Raw genomic sequence first — 17060 nt, forward strand, 5'->3', positions numbered from 1 at the left:
GATGTCCGCGCCGCTGCCTTCTTCCCGTGCTGCTGTTGCCATCCTGCTGGCCTCGGGTGCCTCGCTGGCCTTGCCCCAGGTGGCATTTGCCGATGTGCCCGGGGTAAAGGCCCTGATCGCACAGGGGCTCTACTGGAAGGGCAAGGGGCGCCAGGATCTGGCGGATCAGGCGCTGCGCCGCGCGCTGGCGCTTGATCCCGGCAATGTCGAGGCGCGCCGCGCGCTGGCCGGTGGCGCTGCCCCTGCCGCCGCCGCCAAGGCGCAGCCTGCCAAGCAGCCCGCAGCCAAGCCCGCCCCGCGCCCGACCGTGGCGCGGGCTGCGCCGCGTCCGCAGCCGCGGCCGGCCGAGCGGGTGGCGGAAAAGGCGCCGCCGCCTGCGGCCAACCCGCGCCAGCGCGCCGCCGACAATGCCGGCAAGCAGCGCATGGCCGGGTTCGATGCGCTGGATGACAACAACCTGGATGCGGCCGCCAGCCGTTTCCAGAAGGCGCTGGGCGTCAACCGCAACGATGGCGATGCGCTGGGTGGCCTGGGCATCGTGCGCCTGCGCCAAAGCCGCTTTGCCGAAGCGCGCGACCTGCTCGAGCAGGCTTCGCGCCAGCCCAATCCGGGCCGCTGGGCCGAGGCACTGTCTGCTGCGCGGTTTTATGCCGGCATGGACGAGGCGCGCAATCTTCTCGCGCGTGGCCAGACCGACCAAGCGCAGGCATCGGCCGAGGCGCTGGTGCGCTCAGGCTTTGGCCAGCCGGGGCCGGCGCTCGAACTGCTCGCCGATATCTATGAACGCCAGGGCCGCTATGCCGACGCGGCCGATTTCTATCGCCAGGCCGGCGAGGTGAGCGGCACGCAGACTGACCAGCGCCTGCAGAGCCGCGCCGCGCGCGGCCGCGCGCTGGCCGCCGTGGCCCGTGGCGACGACGTGACGGCCGAGCAGGAATTCCAGGGCGGCCTGATGCTCGATCAGAGCGATCCGTGGATTCGCTATGAGTTTGCCCGCTTCCTGATCCGCCATGGCCGCAGCGTCGAAGCCGAATCGCTGATCAATACGCTGACCCAGTCGGGTGATCCCGATGCGCTTTATGCCGCCGCGCTGATCGATTCCGATTTGGGCCGCCATGCTGCCGCCGAATCGCTGATCGATCGCATTCCCGAAACCCAGCGCACCCCGGCGATGCGCAACTTTGCCCTGGGGGTGAAGACCGACAGCGCGATCGAGCGGGCCAAGGCCATGGCCGCCGGCGGCCAGCGCGAGCAGGCCGTGGCGGCGCTGCGCCAGCTGGGCGCGATCAAGACGCTGCCGGCCGCACGCCGTGCCGCGATTGCCAGCGCGCTGTATGACCTGGGCGATGGCGTGGGCGCCGGGCAATATGCCCAGGCGGCGATGAGCGGCGATATCGCCGATCTCGACGGCTATGACGCGGTGGTGCGCGTGCTGGCCAAGACCGGCCGCGACGACCTGGCCCGTGCGGCCCTGCAAAAGGCGGCGGCGCTGGGCAATACTTCGCCCGAAGGCCAGCGCACGCTGGCGCGCATGTCGGCCGGGTTGGCAGTGGGCCAGGCCGATCGCCTGCGCCTCAACGGCCAGTTTGCCCAGGCGTTTGACGTGCTGCGCGGCGCCTGGGGCGCGGCGCCCGACAACCTGGAAATCATCGCCGCGCTGGCCCGGCTCTATCAATCGGGCGGCATGGCCGCGCGCGCGGCACAGACCTTCCAGATCGTGCTGACGCGTGACGGCCGCAACCGCGATGCCCTGCTCGGCCTGGCGCAGACCGCCCAGGCCGCCGGCGACAAGGAACTGTCGCAAAGCGCGGCCAACCGCGCGCTGCAGGCCTTCCCGCAGGATTACCAGGTGCGCATGACCCTGGCCCAGGTGGCCCAGGCGCGCGGCGATCGCAGCGCGGCGGTGCGCCTGCTCAAGGAAGCGCGCGCGCTCTATTCGCGGCAAAGCGGCAGCAATGGCATCGATGCCTTTGGTGGCAATCCCTTTGCCGCCGATCCGATGGGCGTGGGCACGGGCAATCCGTTCCGCGATCAGCCGGCGATGCAGGCCCAGCCGCAGATCAATCCCTTTGCCCTGGGCAGCGGTACGCGCCTGCCCAGCGCGCAGATGGTGCCGATGAACAACGGCTTCGGCGCGCCTCCGGCCTATGCCGCACCCGCCAGCTATGCTGCGCCATCCTATGGCAACACGCCCGCCTATGCCACGCCGGTGGCGCAGACCGGGGGCTCGGTCATGGACGGTGCGGGTGGTGGTTATGCCACGCCGGCCGCCCAGAATTCCTATCAGGCCCAGAATTCCTACCCGGCCCAGAACACCTATCCGTCGCAACCTGCCTATCCGGCGCAGGGCACTTATGGCGCGCTGCCAAGCCCGGCCTTTGGCGGGCAGGGCTTTGGCACGGCGCCCGCGCCTGTCGGTTCCTCGCCGTTTGGCGATGCGGCAGCGCCCTTGGCGGCTGGCGGCCCGGTCGATCCGGTCATGGCCAAGATTTCGGGCGATATCGCCTCGCTCACGCGTGAAAGCGGGCCGCGGGTCGATCTGGCTACCTCGTATCGCGAGCGCAAGGGCGAGACCGGGCTTTCGCAATTGAGCGACCTGCGCGGCTCTGCCGAGATTTCCACCGGGCTCGCCGGTGGGCGCGTGCATGCCCGCGCCGAAGCGGTGGTGCTCGATTCCGGCCGACCGACCGGATCGGGCCTGGCGCGCTTTGGCACCAATGCCACGATCGAGGCGCAGGCCATCGTGGCGCAGAAAGCCTCTGCCCTGGTCCAGGCCGATACCCAGCACCGTTCGGGCGTGGGGCTGAGCGTGGGCTATGACAGCAGTGTGGTTCATGCCGATGTCGGCACGACGCCGCTGGGCATGGGCAAGACGCAGGTCTCGTTCCATGCTGGCGTCACGCCGGGCCTGAGCAATGGCGTGCAGGCGCAGGCCTGGGTGGAACGCCGCCCGGTAACCGACAGCGTGATCGCCTATGCCGGCACGCGCGATCCGGTCACGGGGCAGACCTGGGGCCATGTCATGCGGCTGGGCGGCGGCGCCGGACTGTCGGTCGATCGCAACGGCAGCGGCGCCTACGGCACGGTTGCCTACAACCGCTACAACGGCATCAACGTGCGCAAGAACCACGGTGTGGAAGCCAATGTCGGCGGCTACCTGCGGGTCTATCGCACCGAGCATTCGTCGCTGACCAGCGGGATCAACGTCAACTACCAGTCGTACGACAACCCGCAGAACTACTTCACCTATGGCCACGGTGGCTATTTCAGCCCGCAAAGCTTCCTCTCGGTCAGCTTTCCGGTGCGCTATGCCCTGGACAAGGACCAACTGGCCGTGCGCGCGGCGGTTACCCCAGGCTATCAGAGCTATAACCAGAAAGACGCTGCGCTCTATCCCACCAACGATCCGTTGCAGGCCCAGCTCAACGCGCTCAAGGCCCAGGATAGCGACGTGCGCGCGCGGTATGACAGCCTCAGCAAGACCGGCTTCGCGCTCTCGGCCGAAGGATCGGTCTATTACCAGATCAGCCCGTCGACCCGCATCGGGGGCGAGGCCAGTTACAATACCTTTGGCAGCTATGACGAGCTTCGCTCGACCATCGGCATCCGCCAGAGTTTGGGAGCGACCAAATAATGTTTGAGGACCCGAAGACACCGCGCGTGTCCAGCGCGTTCCGAGCTTCGCCACCGGCCGGTGCCAGCTTTCTGGTGGCCATGATCGCGCGCGAGCTGTCGAGCGCGGCGACCGAAGAGCAGAGCCATGGCTTCTATGCCGCGGTGGGCAAGCGGATCGCCGCGGTGGTGCCGCTCGATGACGTGGAAGACCTGGGCACGATGACCACGCGCATCAATGCGCTGTGGGCCACGCTGGGCTGGGGCAGCGCCGTGGTGACGGTGGAAGACAGCGCCATCGTGGTGCGCCAGGACGGGCTCTATCCCGAAACCGAGGCCGAGATCGCCGAGCCGTGGAAAGCACTGCTGCCGCCCTTGATGGAGGGCACCTATGATACCTGGTTCCGCATGATGGGCAGCAGCATTGCCCTGACGACCACGGCCGAATGGAAGGGACATACGCTTGCAATCAGACATGGCCGCTGATCGGATGAAGCGCCCGGCCGGCGCCGGGCAGAATGAAGGAATTGATCGGCGCGGGTTCGGGTTCGGGTTGCTGGTGGCACTGACCGCCGCCTGCGCCCCGGGGCGACAGAGCAAGGCCATGGCCAGCAACGGCGATTGGGAAACGTTCAAGGCCCGCTTTCTCGATCCCTCGGGCCGGATTGTCGATCCGCAGAACGGCGGGATCAGCCACAGCGAAGGGCAAAGCTATGGCCTGGTCCTGGCCCTGGAGGCGGGCGACCGTGCCACGTTCGAGCTGATCGCGGACTGGACCAACGACAACCTGCTGCGCAGCGACGTGGCGCTGCATGCGTGGCGGTACGATCCGTCAAATCCTGACCACGTGCCCGATCGCAACAATGCCGCCGATGGCGATATCATGATCGCCTGGGCGTTGCAGCGCGCCGGGCAGCACTGGGGCGTGGGGGAATGGCGCACGCGCTCTGCCGCGATCCGCGCCGCCATCCGCCAGCGCCTGGTCGTCGATCGCTTTGGCATGAAGCTGCTCTTGCCCGGGCTGGAAGGCTTCCAGGCCAATGGGCGCGTCATCGTCAATCCATCCTATTTCATCTGGCCTGCGTTCACGAGCTTTGCCGAATGGGATGGGCCGGGCGTGTGGCAGGCGCTGGCCGATGATGCCACCGCGATCGTGTCACAGGCGCGCTTTGGCCAATATGGCCTGCCGGCCGACTGGGTAGAGGTGGCCGGCCCGGGCCGCTTTGCCCCGGCCCCCGGCCACGATCCGCGCTTTGGCTTTGACGCGATCCGCGTGCCGCTGTTCGCGCTTGCCGGCCATCGCGCCAGCCTGGTCCAGCCGGTGGCCAATTTCTGGCGGCAGTGCCTGGCGCAGGGGCAGCCGATCCCGGCGTGGATCGATCTCAATACCGGGGAACGCGCCTCGTTCGCCGTGTCGAACGGCGGCGCGGCAATCGCCAGCAAGCTGATCGGCACGCGCCCGCCGCTGGGCCTGGCACCGGAATACTTTGGCGCGGCGCTGCAGATGCTGGTGGGCGCGCTGACCTGAACCAGGGGGCCTTGGGGGGCTGGCCTGGCCGCCCCCACCCTGGTTTGCCAGAACATGGTTTGCCCGAACGTGGTTTCCAGGGGCCCAAGCAACCCACCGAAACAAACGCGGATGGGCTTGCCAACCACGCCGCGCACGCCCACTTTGCGGCAAATGACCGAAGAAGAAATCAACAACCAGCTCGTCAATCGTAAGTTCTACAAGGCCGAGCAGGAAGCCGGGTTCGCGCAAAGCCACCCCAAGACCACCCCCCAGCAGCAGGACCCGGCCTATCGCCTCGCGTTTGGCGATACCGACTTCCTGTTGCGCGAGGAACTGCGCCCGGTGCGCTTCCAGCTGGAACTGCTCAAGGCAGAAATGCTGCTGGAAGAGGCCGATATCGGCTCTACCCTGGTGATCTACGGCTCCGCCCGCATTCCCGCGCCCGAAGCCGTCGATGCCGCGCTGGCGACGGCCACCACGCCCGAACGCAAGGCCGTGGTCGAGCGGCTGGCGGGCAAGGCCAAGTATTATGAAGAGGCGCGCAAGCTGGCGCGCTATGCTTCGACCTGCGGCGTCGTGGAAGAAGGCAAGCGCCAGTTCGTGGTCTGCTCGGGCGGGGGGCCGTCGATCATGGAAGCGGCCAACCGCGGCGCGGTGGACGTGGGCGCGGATTCGATCGGCCTCAACATCGTGCTGCCGCACGAACAGGCGCCCAACCCCTATGTGACGCCGCACCTGTCGTTCCAGTTCCACTATTTCGCGCTGCGCAAGATGCACTTCCTGATGCGCGCGCGCGCCGTGGCGGTGTTCCCCGGCGGCTTTGGCACGTTCGACGAATTCTTCGAACTGCTCACCCTGATCCAGACCGGCAAGATGAAGCCGATCCCCGTGCTGCTGTTCGGGGCGGATTACTGGAACAAGGTGATCAACTTCCGCGCCATTGCCGAGGAAGGCGTGATCAACTTCGAGGATCTCGACCTGTTCAAGCCGGTGGAAACCGCCGAGGAAGCTTGGAACGAGATCGTCAAGTTCTACGACCTCGACTGCGGTTGCGAGTAAGCTAACCCCGCACCGCGTGATGGCCCATCGGGCCGTGCCCGGCGCCAAGGCCGGGTGCGGCCAGCAGGGCCGCGCGGACAAAGGCGCGGGCGCGGTCCACCGCCTGTTCCAGGCTGGCGCCGCGCCCCAGTTCGGTGGCGATCGCGCTCGACAGGGTGCAGCCCGTGCCGTGGCTGTGGCGCGTGGCAATGCGCGGCGCTTGCCACAGGCGTGGCGGCTGGCCGGGAATGACCAAGCGGTCTTCCACCACGGGCCCATCGGCATCGCCGCCCTTGGCGAGATAGGCGATGCCCCGCGCCGCCATGGCGGCATCGCCGCCCAGCGCGGCCAGTTCCGGCACGTTGGGAGTGGTCAGCGTGGCGAGCGCCATCAGGCGTTCGAACGCGGCGATCGTGGCGGCATCGGCCAGTGCCGCGCCGCTGGTGGCGATCATCACCGGATCGAACACCACCGGCACGCCCAGCCCTTCCAGTCGATCGGCCACCACCGCTGCGATCTGTGGCGATCCGAGCATGCCGATCTTGACCGCGTCCACGCCGATATCGCTGACGCAGGCATCGATCTGCGCGGCGACCATCGCGGGCGTGGTGGCGGCCACGGCCGTGACGCCCAGCGTGTTCTGCGCGGTCAGCGCGCAGATCGCCGTCATGGCAAAGCCACCCAGCATGGTAATGGTCTTGATATCGGCCTGGATGCCGGCGCCGCCGCCGGAATCCGAACCGGCGATGGACAGGATGCGCGGGGGCGGGCTGGTCATCGCGGGTCTTTCACGCAAACAGGAACAGGACGGCCACCACCGTCATCGCCACGGTGGCCAGCCAGCCCACGGCCGCCAGGCGGCGTGAGATGACGAGGTGACCCATGGCGCGCGGATTGCGGGCGATCAGCATCGTCACCACCATCAGCGGCGGGGCGAGCAAGCCATTGATCACCGCCGTCCAATAGAGCGCCCGCATCGGGTTGATGCCGATGACGTTGATGGCCAGGCCCGCGAACGTGGCCAGCGCGATGGCAATGTAAAAGGCGCGCGCCTCACGCGGGGCGCGGTCGAGCCCTTCGTTCCAGCGCAAGGCCTCGCTCAGCGCATAGGCGGCAGAGCCGGCCAGCACCGGCACCGCCAGCAGCCCGGTGCCGATGATGCCCAGCGCGAACAGTGCAAAGGCCAGATCGCCGGCAAACGGCCGAAGCGCCATGGCCGCCTGATCGGCCGAGGTAATGTCGGTAATGCCATGGGCGTTGAGCGTGGCGGCGGTCGCCACGATGATGGCCAGCGCGGTAACGTTGGAAAAGCCCATGCCGAGCAGCGTATCGGCGCGAATACGCCGCAATTCCGGCTTGGCGCGGCGCGGGGCATCGTGCAGCGGCCGGGCCTGGCGGCGGCGCAATTCTTCCACCTCTTGCCCGGCCTGCCAGAAAAACAGGTAGGGGCTGATCGTGGTGCCCAACAGCGCCACCAGGCCCGACAGGAACGCATGGTCAAGCTGCACCGTTGGCACGACCACGTGATAGAGCGCGTCACCCCAGTCCATCGGGGTGACGATCAGCACTGCGATATAGGCAAACAGCGACAGCGTGGTCCATTTGAGCCAGCCGGCATAGCGGGCATAGGGCACGAACACTTCGGCCAGCACGCTGATCACGGCAAAGCCGAGGGTATAGAGCGGCAGCGGCCCGGGCAGCAGCAGGTGTAGCGCCGCAGCCATCGCGCCAAGGTCTGCCCCCAGGTTGATGACGTTGGCCACTACCAGCAGGCAGATCACGCCCGGCAGCAGCCAGCGCGGGTAGTGGCGCCGCACGTTGTCGGCAATGCCGCGCCCGGTGGTGGCGCCGATCCGCGCGCAGATTTCCTGGATTGCGGCCATCAGCGGATAGCTGAACAGCATGGTCCAGGTCAGCGTGTGGCCAAACTGCGCGCCCACCTGGCTATAGGTGCCGATGCCGCTGGGATCGTCATCGGCCGCGCCGGTGATCAGGCCAGGGCCCAACGAGGCCATCAGCGACTTGGCCGGGGCATCCGGTTCTGGCGGCACGGTCATGCGTGGCGGCGCTCAGGCAGTGGGGGCGGTGATGGCGTCAAGCACACGGGCCTCGATCTCTTCACGCGGCAGGCCGGGGGGAATGGTTTCGCCAATGACATAGCGAATGGTGCCGCGTCGCTTCCACACGCGGTGATACAGGGCGCCGCTATGCACCGCCACCGGAACCACCGGTAGTGACAACAACTTGTATATCCCGGCAAAACCCGATTGCAGCGGATAGCGCTGCCCCACTGGCACGCGCGTGCCTTCGGGAAAGATCGCCAGGGGGCGCCCTTCGGCCAGGCGGGCGCGGGCATGGGTCAGCATGGCACGCAGCGTCTTGGCGCCGGCCTCGCGCTCCACCCCGATCAGGCCATAGGCCCAGCCGGCGCGGCCCCACACGGGAATGCGCATCAACTCGATCTTGGCAAAGATGCAGGGGCGGTGCAGCACTTGCGGCAGGTCGATCGCCTCGAAAAAGCTTTCATGGCGCAGAGCATAGAACACGCCTTCCTGCGGCGGCGTGCCCACCACTTCCACGCGGATGCCCAGCACATGGCGCACCAGCGCGCGGTGCACGCCGGTCCACGCCTGCACCATGGCAAAGACGCCGCGCGGCGCCACGATCAGCACGATCGCCAACACCAGCAGCAGCAGCACGGTAAAGCCATAGAACGCGGCATAGAACACCAGGCTGCGCACGATTTCGGCAAGTGTAGGGGAACGGTCTTCCACGGCGCTTGTCACCATCCTGCCAGCCACGCCACCATGCGGGCCAGCAGCTTGTTGTATTCCAGGAACAGGATCTTGAGGCTGGGCCGCGAGGGCACGGCATCGCGCACGATCACCAGGCCCTTGGGCGCCACGACCCACAGATCGAACGTGGCGCGGCGCATGTGCCAGTCGGTGGTGACCAGGCGCACCGAATGGATCTTGTGCCGGGCGATCCAGGCGGCGGCCTCGTGCGCGTTGGAGCGGGTATCGACCGAATCAAAGCCCAGCGTGATGCAGCAATCGAGTCGCGCGGGATCGACCTTGTATTCGGCGGCAAATTCGGCCGGCCGGACCTGGCGATCGACACCGCTGACCAGCAGGGTCTGCGCCTTGCCGGCCTGCAGCATGGCCAAGGCACGAGGAATGCGGCCGCCGCCACCGGTCAGCACCACGATGCCATCGGTGCGCGTGCCATCGGGCGCCGGCTGCGGCAGGAACCACGCAAACCACAGGAAACCCAGCATCCACAGCAGGATCAGCGCCGAACCGATGCGGCGAAACAGGCCCGGCGGCTTTCTCATGCCCGGGGCTTTCTCACGATCGTGCGGCGCGTGCCGGCGTGCGGTGTGGTCATGGGTGGGGGCTGCTGCATAGCTTGGGCGTTATGGGGGGCAATATGGGGACGGTCACGCGATCATACCATGCGCCGCAAGGCGGCAAGAACGGTAAGTCGGGCTGTCAGCATCACCAGCAGCACGCCGGCGATGGGAATACCGGCAAGGGCGACCCAGTCGGTCCAGGCGAGCGAGCCTTGCGCGACCATGCCCGAACCCAGCGCGGCAAACTGGCGCGCCAGGCCCAGCACGGTAACGACGCCGGCAAGCAGGCCAACCAAGCCGCCCATCGCTGCGTCCGTCGCCATGGAACGCTGGAACACCCGCGCGATCTGCACGTCGGTGGCGCCCAGCATATGGACGATCTCGATCGTTTCGCGATGGGTGCCCAGCGCATTGCGCGACGCCAGCAGCACGGCGGAAACCGTGGCAAAGGCGAACAGCGCGATCAGGCCGCCGGCCGCCCATTGCAAGGCACCAATGGCGCGGAACACCGGTGCCAGCCAGCTTGACTGCGCATCGATCCGCGCCGCCGGGGCCGTGGCGGCCAAGGCCTTGCGCAGCAGATCGAGCCGCGCCGGCGTGGCCGTGCCGGCCAGGCGCACGTCGATCAGTGCCGGGATCGGCAGATCGTCCAGATCGTCGCCCGCACGGGTGCCCAGCCAGGGTTCGACCAAGGCGTCGAGCTGGTCCTGCGGCACGGCCGTGGCACTGATCACGCCGGGAGCGTGGCGCAGCACCGCCAGCGCCGCATCGGCCTGGCGCTGGCGCTGGGCGGGCGCGGCCGAGACGATCTGCACCGTCACCCCGCCTTCCAGATCGGCGCTGGCCGCCTGCGCGGCATGGCGCAGCGCCAGCGCGCTGGCCGCGGCCACCACGGTCAGCGCGATCATGATCGCGATCACCCACGGCATCGGGCCCGACAGGCGCGCCTCGGGCAGCAGGCGGGATTCGCCTTCGCCACCCAGGGCGCGCAGCGTGCGGGGCAGGGCGCTGGCCAAACGCTTCATGAGGTATGCCGTTTCATGGCAGGCCACCATCGCCCATCGGGCCATCGCCATTGCCGCCTGTGTCGACCGGACGGCGCGGGGGATAGCGCAGCGCGCCGGTGGGATCGGCCAGCTTGCCCTTGTCCAGCCGCATGATCAGCGAATCGGGCACCTTGCGGATCAGGTGCAGGTCGTGCGTCGCGACCACCACCGTAGTGCCCAGGCGGTTGAGGCTTTCGAACAGGCGCAGCAGCTTGATCGCCATCTCCGGGTCGACGTTGCCGGTCGGCTCGTCGGCCACCAGGATATCGGGACGGGCGATGACGGCCCGCGCGATCGCCACGCGCTGCTGTTCCCCACCCGAAAGTGTGGCGGGGCGGGCCTGGAAGCGGTCGCCCAGCCCGACCCATTCGAGCATGTCGGACACCGGCTTGGCGATGTCCTTCTCGCTTTGCCCGGCCACGCGCAGCGGCAGGGCCACGTTGTCCCACGCCGAAAGGTGCGGGACCAGGCGGAAATCCTGGAACACCACGCCGATGCGGCGGCGAAAGCCGGGCAGGCGTTCGCGCGGCAGGGTGATGGCATCGGTGCCGAACATGCGGATCAACCCGCGCGAGGGGCGCTGCGCCAGATAGAGCAGCTTGAGCAGGCTGGTCTTGCCCGCGCCGCTGGCGCCGGTGAGAAAGTAGAAGCAGCCGGGGTAGAGCGTGAACGAGACATCGGCCAGCACTTCGCGGCCGGCGCCATACCGCAGCCCGACATTGTCGAACTGGACAATCTCGGCGGCGGCTTGGTTCATGGCAGAAAGATCGGGCCCCGTTCGCGTGTTTGGTCGTGCGCCATGCCCGCCTACCATGTCGGCGCGGGGGCCGTTTGGCAATGTCCCGCATGGGCGGTTTGGTGCGTCGCGCGATGGCAAGGGCGCCTATACGCGTCAATGCATGTGGAAAAAAGGGCGCATGGGCGATTTGCCCCCTTGCACCCTATTGTTTCAGCCCCTCTCGGCATGCTTAGACCGTTTTATGATAATCGCCTGTCCCGCCTGTGCGACGCGCTATGTCGTCCCCGACAGTGCGATCGGCGTGGACGGCCGTACCGTGCGCTGTGCCAAGTGCCGGCACAGCTGGTTCCAGGCCGGCCCCGAACTCCCGCCGCGCCCGTCGGAGCAAGCCACGCCGCCTGAAACTGCCGCTTCCGAACCGGCGCCAACTCCCCCGCTGGCTCCCGCGCCACCGCCCGCCGCGCCAGTGCAACCGGCGCCGCCAGTCGCGGTAGAGGAGCAAGCGCCCCCGGCGCCCGCCCCACGGCCAGAGCCGCCCCGCGCGCAGGCCCCCACGGCCGAATACGTCTCGCCGGTATCGAGCTTCGAACACCAGCCCCCGTTCCGCCCGCGCCGCAACCCGGCGCGGCTGTGGACGGCCGCGGGCATTACCTTTGCTCTGGCCGTGGCGGCGATGATCGGCCTGGTCTCGTGGCTGGGCCTGCCCGATTGGTTGCCGGTCAACCGGCCCACCTTCGGCAACGGGCGCCCCGATCTGGTGCTTTCGTTCCCGCCCGCGCGGCAGGACCGCCGCACCTTGAGCAACGGGACGGCCTATTTCGGCGCGAGCGGCACCGTCACCAACGTGGGCAAAGACCTGCGCGAAGTGCCGCCGATCCTGATCGTGCTGCGCGACGCGCAGAACCGCATCGTCTATACCTGGGACGTCGCCCCGCCCAAGGACAAGCTGCGCCCGGGCGAAAGCGTGACGATCAACGAGGCGGTAACCGACGTTCCCAAGAGCGCGCGCTCGGCCGAAATCGGCTGGAAACCGGAATAGGCATGCAGGCCCCCGCCACACGCAGGGGCCGCAACTACCGGCTGGGGATAAAAAAGTGCAACCGCCCTGTTGCAGCCCCCCCAAACCCCTGCTAGGGGCGCGCTCCTACCCCGACGGGATGTGCCTTTGGCCAGCCCGTATGCGATATGCGGTCGTGGCGGAATTGGTAGACGCGCAACGTTGAGGTCGTTGTGGGCGAAAGCCCGTGGAAGTTCGAGTCTTCTCGACCGCACCAGCACCCCTCCCAGGGCTGCTCAGGAAATCGCCAAATGGCTGAAAACAGCCATTTCTTGCCTCACCGCAACCCATCGTGTATCCTCCCAGCGAACGCAAAACGGGGGACCAGACGGGGGACTGAAACCACCCCTTTTCTCCCCGCTGAGGAAAGGATCGGTGAAGCAGCACATCCTCTCGCACATCGCCGCGCGCAATGCGCCACCCGGCCGCTATGGTGACGGCGCGGGCCTGTGGCTGCACAAGCGTGAACGAGCCCGGGGCAAGTGGGTGCTGCGCTATTTCCTCAAGGGCCGCCGCCGCGAAATGGGCCTGGGGCCCTGGCCCGATGTTTCTATCGCCGATGCCAGAGCCGCCGCTGCCGAGGCCCGCGCCACCTTGCGCGCCGGGCAGTGTCCGATCGAAGCCCGCCGCCAGCAGAACCGGGTAATCGCGCGCCTGACAGTCGCCCAGGCAATCGCCAGCTGTTTCGAAGCGCGCAAGGCCCAGCTCAAAGGCGATGGTGCGGCCGGGCGCTGGCTGTCCCCGCTCAACGTCCATGTCATCCCCAAGCTCGGGGATCGCGCGATCGAGGACATCGACCAGCATGCCCTGCGCGACCTGCTGGCGCCGATCTGGCACACCAAGCCCGAAGCGGCGGCCAAGGCGCTCAACCGTCTCAGCCTCACCTTTACCCACGCGGCCGCGCTCGGGCTCGCCGTCGATCTCCAGGCCTGTCTCAAGGCACGCGCGCTGCTGGGCAAGCAGCGCCGCGAGACCGAGCATATTCCCGCCCTGGCTTATGCCGATGCACCCAAGTTCTACCAGTGGCTGGGCACGCTCGACACGACGGCCGCACGGGCGTTGCGCTTCCTGATGCTGACTCTGGCCCGCACCAGCGAAGTGCGGCTCGCCACCAGCGATGAAATCGAGGGTGAGGTCTGGAGCCTCTCGGCCAAGCGCACCAAGACCAACGAGAGTCGCCGCATTCCCCTAGTGGCCGAGGCGCAGGCGCTGGTGGCGGGTCAATCCGGCCACCTGTTTGCGGCCTATCGCGGCAAGCCACTGTCCGACATGGCGATGACCGCCCTGATGGATCGCGCTGGACTGAGCGCGCGGCCGCACGGGTTTCGCAGCACATTTCGGACCTGGGCCGAGGAATGCACCAAGGCGGATTTCGAGACCAAGGAAGCCTGTCTTGGTCACGCGGTCGATGTTGGCGTTGTCGGTGCCTACCAGCGCAGCGACCGGCTGGCCAAGCGGCGCAAGCTGCTGGAGGCCTGGCACAAGCACCTGACGCGACCGGTTGCAGCCGAGGCAGCCTCTGGCGTCGCTAGATCCGCGCGCCGCCGAGTTGCTCCAGCCAGCGCAGGTGAAGATTCCTGAGCGCGGTGCGGCGTGGATAGCCAGGATCGTCTTCGTCGCGCAGGTGCGCGATTACGTCGAAGGTGAAGGCCGCGCTGCCATGCGCGTTCCAGGCTTCCTGCAGCGAGCGGTGCGGATTGGCGCCCTGGCGCAGTGTGAACCACAGGCGGTTCTCGATGGTCGAAAGGTCCGGCGCGCTGCCGATCCACACTTCATCGCTTGCCACGCAGCGGATGGCATAGATGCCTGCCGCGATCTTGCGCTCCTTGTAGGCCGTGACGGCCGCCTTGCGCGTGGTCTCTGTCATGTCCTGCCTTTCGTGATGCGCGCGTTCTGTACGACCGCTGGGCCGCGCATGCAATTATATCCGGGTATATTGTGCAATAAATTTATCCGGCTATAAAAGGCGCATGACGAAAGAACTCTCCCTGCAGTGCACCGCCTTTGCCGGCCTGCGCAAACTGGCCCAAGGCGCGCTGATCGATGTGGCCTTGGCGGTGAAGGCCGCCGAAACCCAGGATTCCGGCGCTGTCCTCGTGTTCGACGACACCACCGGACGCGTGCTCGATCTCGACTTGCGCGGCACCACGGCAGAGATCGTTGCGCGGCTGGCTCGGCCGGGCGGTGGCGAGGCAGAGCCGGCGCGCGGGCGCGGGCGGCCAAAGCTCGGGGTCGTGCCGCGCGAGGTGACGCTGTTGCCGCGTCATTGGGAGTGGCTGGCGCAGCAGCCCGGCGGTGCCTCGGGCGCGCTGCGTCGGCTGGTCGACGAAGCACGGCGGGCCGATCATGGGCGAACCGAGCGCAAGGGCGCACAGCAGCGTGCTTACACGTTCCTGTCCGCCCTGGCAGGGGATCTGCCAGGCTACGAAGAGGCGATCCGCGCGCTGTTTGCCGATGATGGCGACGCGTTCGCGGCCAGGATGGCGGCTTGGCCGCAGGACATTCGCGACTACGCGCTGATGCTGGCCAGCGGGGAGGCCGCCGCATGATGCGCAGTGACCTGCGCAAGCAGTGCCTCGCGGCGTTCATTCAAGCGGTCTGGGACGAAGGGCGGGTGGATGCGGCTGATGACTACATCGCCGAAGCCTATGTCATCCACCACGATCCCGGCGATCCGTGGCACGGCCAGACGCTCGATCGCGCCGGTTTCAAGGACCGTGTCCGGCAATCGCGCGCGGCGTTTCCGCATCAGCGCTTTGCCACCCAGGGCCTGTTTGCCGATGGCGACAGCGTGGTGATGACCTGGTTGTGGCGCGGCACGCATGCGGCCGATCTGCCGGGCTTTCCGGCCACGGGCCAGACGATCCACATGTCTGGTGCGACGGTCTACATGTTTGACGCGGACGATCGCCTGACTGGCCATTGGCAGATCACCGACCGGCTTGGCGTCTACCAGCAATTGCAACGCGGGCGTCAGGAAACGTCGCCTGCCTCGTAGAACATGGGATTGCGCATCCATTCACGGATGGCGGATTCCCGCCAGCCGGTGCAGCGTGTGGCGATGCGCACCTGCTTGGGAAACGTCCCCGCCTGGATTTTGCGGTAGAGAGTGGCGCGGGTCAGGCCGGTGCGGTTGAGCACGGCATTGAGACGCAGGATGCGGTCCGGCGGCTGTTCGGTCATGGCTTGGTTCTCCTGTGCTGTGATTGGTTCTTTTGCTCCTTTGCTGTGAGATTTGCTGGTCTGCGGTCGGCGTCAAGAGTGCCGAAAACGGTGTCAAAGCACTGAATCTACGCCTGATCACGCCAGCACCGCCGATTGTACTCGAGGGTGAGAAAAGAAATTCTGAGGCTCGTGCAGATTGTGTCTCAGGCCGTCTCGGCCTGACCGCGCTCTCCTTCCGCTGCGCTCCAGCCGAGCCGGCGCTGCCGTCTCGGCGGCATGGCCGGTACGAGCGCTGACGCTTGGTCCGGCCTTGCTGACCGGTCCTGTCGGTCCGCCTCTGGCTCCCCTCCGATTGTCGCCGCGCTTTGGGTGCGCGGCGGTGTCTGCCTCGGCTTCGAGGTGACGGGGGGCGTCACGGCCCTGTAGCCCCGCCGCGACGGTGTGCAACCCGGCCCGCTGCGCGGGTCCGGGTGCTCCACGCTGTTGCGCTCCTAAGGCCCACCCCATTGCGCAAGCGCAACGGGGACCCCGGAGGATGCACCCCGCCGCCTGATGCGGGGCTCTTGGTCCGCTCCTGCCGCCCCCCGCCACCCCGGCGCCGGGCCATGGCGGTTTAAGGAGCTTGAAGATCATGAGCACGGTGAACACGAGCGAACGCCAGTCCCTCTATGCCGAGGTGACCTCCCGCATCATTGCCGAACTCGAAGCCGGGCGCCTGCCCTGGGTGCAGCCTTGGGACGCCAGCCGCTGTCCCTGCACACTCCCCCACAATGCCGGTTCGGGCCGGATCTATTCGGGGATCAATATTCTCATGCTTTGGACCTCTGCCATCGAGCAGGGCTTTTCCTCGCAGCGCTGGCTGACCTATCGCCAGGCCGAAGCAGCCGGGGGTCATGTCCGGCGCGGCGAGAAGGGTACGGTGGTCTGCTATGCCGATCGCTTCACCCCGCGCGAGGAAGCCGCCAAGGCCAGGGACGAAGACCGCGAAGCGCGCACCGTGGCCTTTCTCAAGCGCTTTACCGTGTTCAACCTCGATCAGTGCGAGGACCTGCCCGAGGACATGATTGCCCCGGTGGCGCCGATTGCGCCCGAGCTGGCGATTGCCGGCGCCGATCGCGTGATCCAGAACAGCGGGGTGACCTTCCGCATCGGGGGCGGGGAAGCGTTCTATTCGCCCACTCATGACGTGGTGCAGGTGCCACCCCAGGCGGCCTTCCTCGAGCCCATCAACTGGTTCCGGACAGCACTTCACGAACTGGGTCATGCCACCGGCCACAAGAGCCGGCTGGACCGGGACCAGACCGGCAAGTTCGGTTCTGCTTCCTATGCAAAAGAGGAACTTGTCGCGGAAATGGCCAGTGCCTTTGCCTGTGCGGCGCTGGGTATTGTCCCGACGGTGCGGCATGCCGATTACATCGGGGCCTGGCTCGAAGTGCTTTGCGCCGACGAGAAGGCGATCTTCCGCGCGGCCAGTGCGGCCAGCAAGGCGGCTGACTTTCTTCTCGCCTATGGGGAGGACCGGCCGTGAGCTCGCCTCTTCC

At 67.5% G+C, this 17060-nt stretch carries 17 protein-coding genes and 1 tRNA gene; 10 read left to right on the forward strand and 8 right to left on the reverse strand.

The genetic code is table 11. The features are described 5' to 3' along the window. Position 1 precedes the first annotated feature (1 nt). From IP65_RS11760 to IP65_RS11775, 4 genes are all read left to right on the forward strand, one after another. Positions 2-3634 (forward strand): cellulose biosynthesis protein BcsC, encoded by a 3633-nt coding sequence (locus tag IP65_RS11760; protein WP_156306551.1) that lies wholly within the window; start codon positions 2-4, stop codon positions 3632-3634. Next, positions 3634-4098 carry a hypothetical protein gene (locus tag IP65_RS11765; protein WP_022674485.1) on the forward strand — a complete coding sequence of 155 codons (465 nt, stop codon included), beginning with the start codon at positions 3634-3636 and terminating at the stop codon, positions 4096-4098. The genes IP65_RS11760 and IP65_RS11765 overlap by 1 nt, the downstream gene beginning before the upstream one ends. Continuing rightward, entirely contained in the window at positions 4088-5140 is a 1053-nt protein-coding gene (locus IP65_RS11770) for a glycosyl hydrolase family 8 (protein ID WP_082350096.1), read from the forward strand. Before IP65_RS11765 ends, IP65_RS11770 begins: the two co-directional genes overlap by 11 nt. A gap of 153 nt (positions 5141-5293) precedes the next feature. Then, complete coding sequence (locus IP65_RS11775; RefSeq protein WP_054131828.1) at positions 5294-6181, forward strand: TIGR00730 family Rossman fold protein; 888 nt, start codon at positions 5294-5296, stop codon at positions 6179-6181. Between the two features lies 1 nt (position 6182). On the opposite strand, the gene thiD is transcribed toward IP65_RS11775, so the two are convergent. The 6 genes from thiD to ftsE form a co-directional block, all read right to left on the reverse strand. After that, positions 6183-6938, reverse strand: coding sequence for a bifunctional hydroxymethylpyrimidine kinase/phosphomethylpyrimidine kinase (gene thiD, locus IP65_RS11780; protein ID WP_054131829.1), 756 nt, complete (start codon positions 6936-6938; stop codon positions 6183-6185). Positions 6939-6948: 10 nt separating this feature from the next. Beyond that, positions 6949-8217, reverse strand: a complete 1269-nt coding sequence (locus IP65_RS11785; RefSeq protein WP_054131830.1) for an NRAMP family divalent metal transporter — start codon at positions 8215-8217, stop codon at positions 6949-6951. 12 nt (positions 8218-8229) lie between these two features. Beyond that, positions 8230-8949, reverse strand: a complete 720-nt coding sequence (locus tag IP65_RS11790; protein WP_022675361.1) for a 1-acyl-sn-glycerol-3-phosphate acyltransferase — start codon at positions 8947-8949, stop codon at positions 8230-8232. Beyond that, entirely contained in the window at positions 8943-9494 is a 552-nt protein-coding gene (locus IP65_RS11795) for a YdcF family protein (protein ID WP_054131831.1), read from the reverse strand. The genes IP65_RS11790 and IP65_RS11795 overlap by 7 nt, the downstream gene beginning before the upstream one ends. Positions 9495-9607: 113 nt before the next feature. Next, on the reverse strand, positions 9608-10537 hold the full coding sequence (locus IP65_RS11800) for an ABC transporter permease (protein WP_054131889.1): 930 nt from the start codon (positions 10535-10537) through the stop codon (positions 9608-9610). Positions 10538-10550: 13 nt separating this feature from the next. Next, on the reverse strand, positions 10551-11315 hold the full coding sequence (gene ftsE / locus IP65_RS11805) for a cell division ATP-binding protein FtsE (RefSeq protein WP_022675169.1): 765 nt from the start codon (positions 11313-11315) through the stop codon (positions 10551-10553). 223 nt (positions 11316-11538) lie between these two features. Between ftsE and IP65_RS11810 the strand changes: the two genes are divergently transcribed. The 3 genes from IP65_RS11810 to IP65_RS11820 all read left to right on the forward strand — a co-directional run bounded on the left by IP65_RS11810 (position 11539) and on the right by IP65_RS11820 (position 13935). Further along, positions 11539-12336, forward strand: a complete 798-nt coding sequence (locus tag IP65_RS11810; RefSeq protein WP_054131832.1) for an MJ0042-type zinc finger domain-containing protein — start codon at positions 11539-11541, stop codon at positions 12334-12336. 148 nt (positions 12337-12484) lie between these two features. After that, positions 12485-12571, forward strand: a tRNA-Leu gene (locus IP65_RS11815). 158 nt (positions 12572-12729) lie between these two features. Continuing rightward, positions 12730-13935 carry a site-specific integrase gene (locus tag IP65_RS11820; protein ID WP_054131833.1) on the forward strand — a complete coding sequence of 402 codons (1206 nt, stop codon included), beginning with the start codon at positions 12730-12732 and terminating at the stop codon, positions 13933-13935. Here the strand turns inward: IP65_RS11820 and IP65_RS11825 are convergent. Next, a complete protein-coding gene (locus IP65_RS11825; RefSeq protein WP_054131834.1) occupies positions 13883-14221 on the reverse strand; it encodes a GIY-YIG nuclease family protein in 339 nt (112 codons plus the stop codon). The genes IP65_RS11820 and IP65_RS11825 overlap by 53 nt on opposite strands. Positions 14222-14324: 103 nt before the next feature. Between IP65_RS11825 and IP65_RS11830 the strand changes: the two genes are divergently transcribed. Together IP65_RS11830 and IP65_RS11835 are read left to right on the forward strand one after the other, a co-directional pair. Beyond that, a complete protein-coding gene (locus IP65_RS11830) occupies positions 14325-14903 on the forward strand; it encodes a DUF2239 family protein (protein WP_054131835.1) in 579 nt (192 codons plus the stop codon). Then, positions 14900-15352 carry an ester cyclase gene (locus IP65_RS11835; RefSeq protein WP_054131836.1) on the forward strand — a complete coding sequence of 151 codons (453 nt, stop codon included), beginning with the start codon at positions 14900-14902 and terminating at the stop codon, positions 15350-15352. The genes IP65_RS11830 and IP65_RS11835 overlap by 4 nt, the downstream gene beginning before the upstream one ends. Here IP65_RS11835 and IP65_RS11840 read toward each other — a convergent pair. Beyond that, positions 15328-15537: an AlpA family transcriptional regulator gene (locus tag IP65_RS11840; RefSeq protein WP_054131837.1), complete on the reverse strand. Its 210-nt coding sequence runs from the start codon at positions 15535-15537 to the stop codon at positions 15328-15330. The two genes, IP65_RS11835 and IP65_RS11840, sit on opposite strands and share 25 nt — an antisense overlap. A gap of 613 nt (positions 15538-16150) precedes the next feature. Between IP65_RS11840 and IP65_RS11845 the strand changes: the two genes are divergently transcribed. Then, entirely contained in the window at positions 16151-17047 is an 897-nt protein-coding gene (locus IP65_RS11845; protein WP_054131890.1) for an ArdC family protein, read from the forward strand. Positions 17048-17060 lie beyond the last annotated feature (13 nt).

This window comes from Novosphingobium sp. AAP1 (genome assembly GCF_001295765.1).
In the GTDB taxonomy this organism is placed as follows: domain Bacteria; phylum Pseudomonadota; class Alphaproteobacteria; order Sphingomonadales; family Sphingomonadaceae; genus Novosphingobium; species Novosphingobium capsulatum.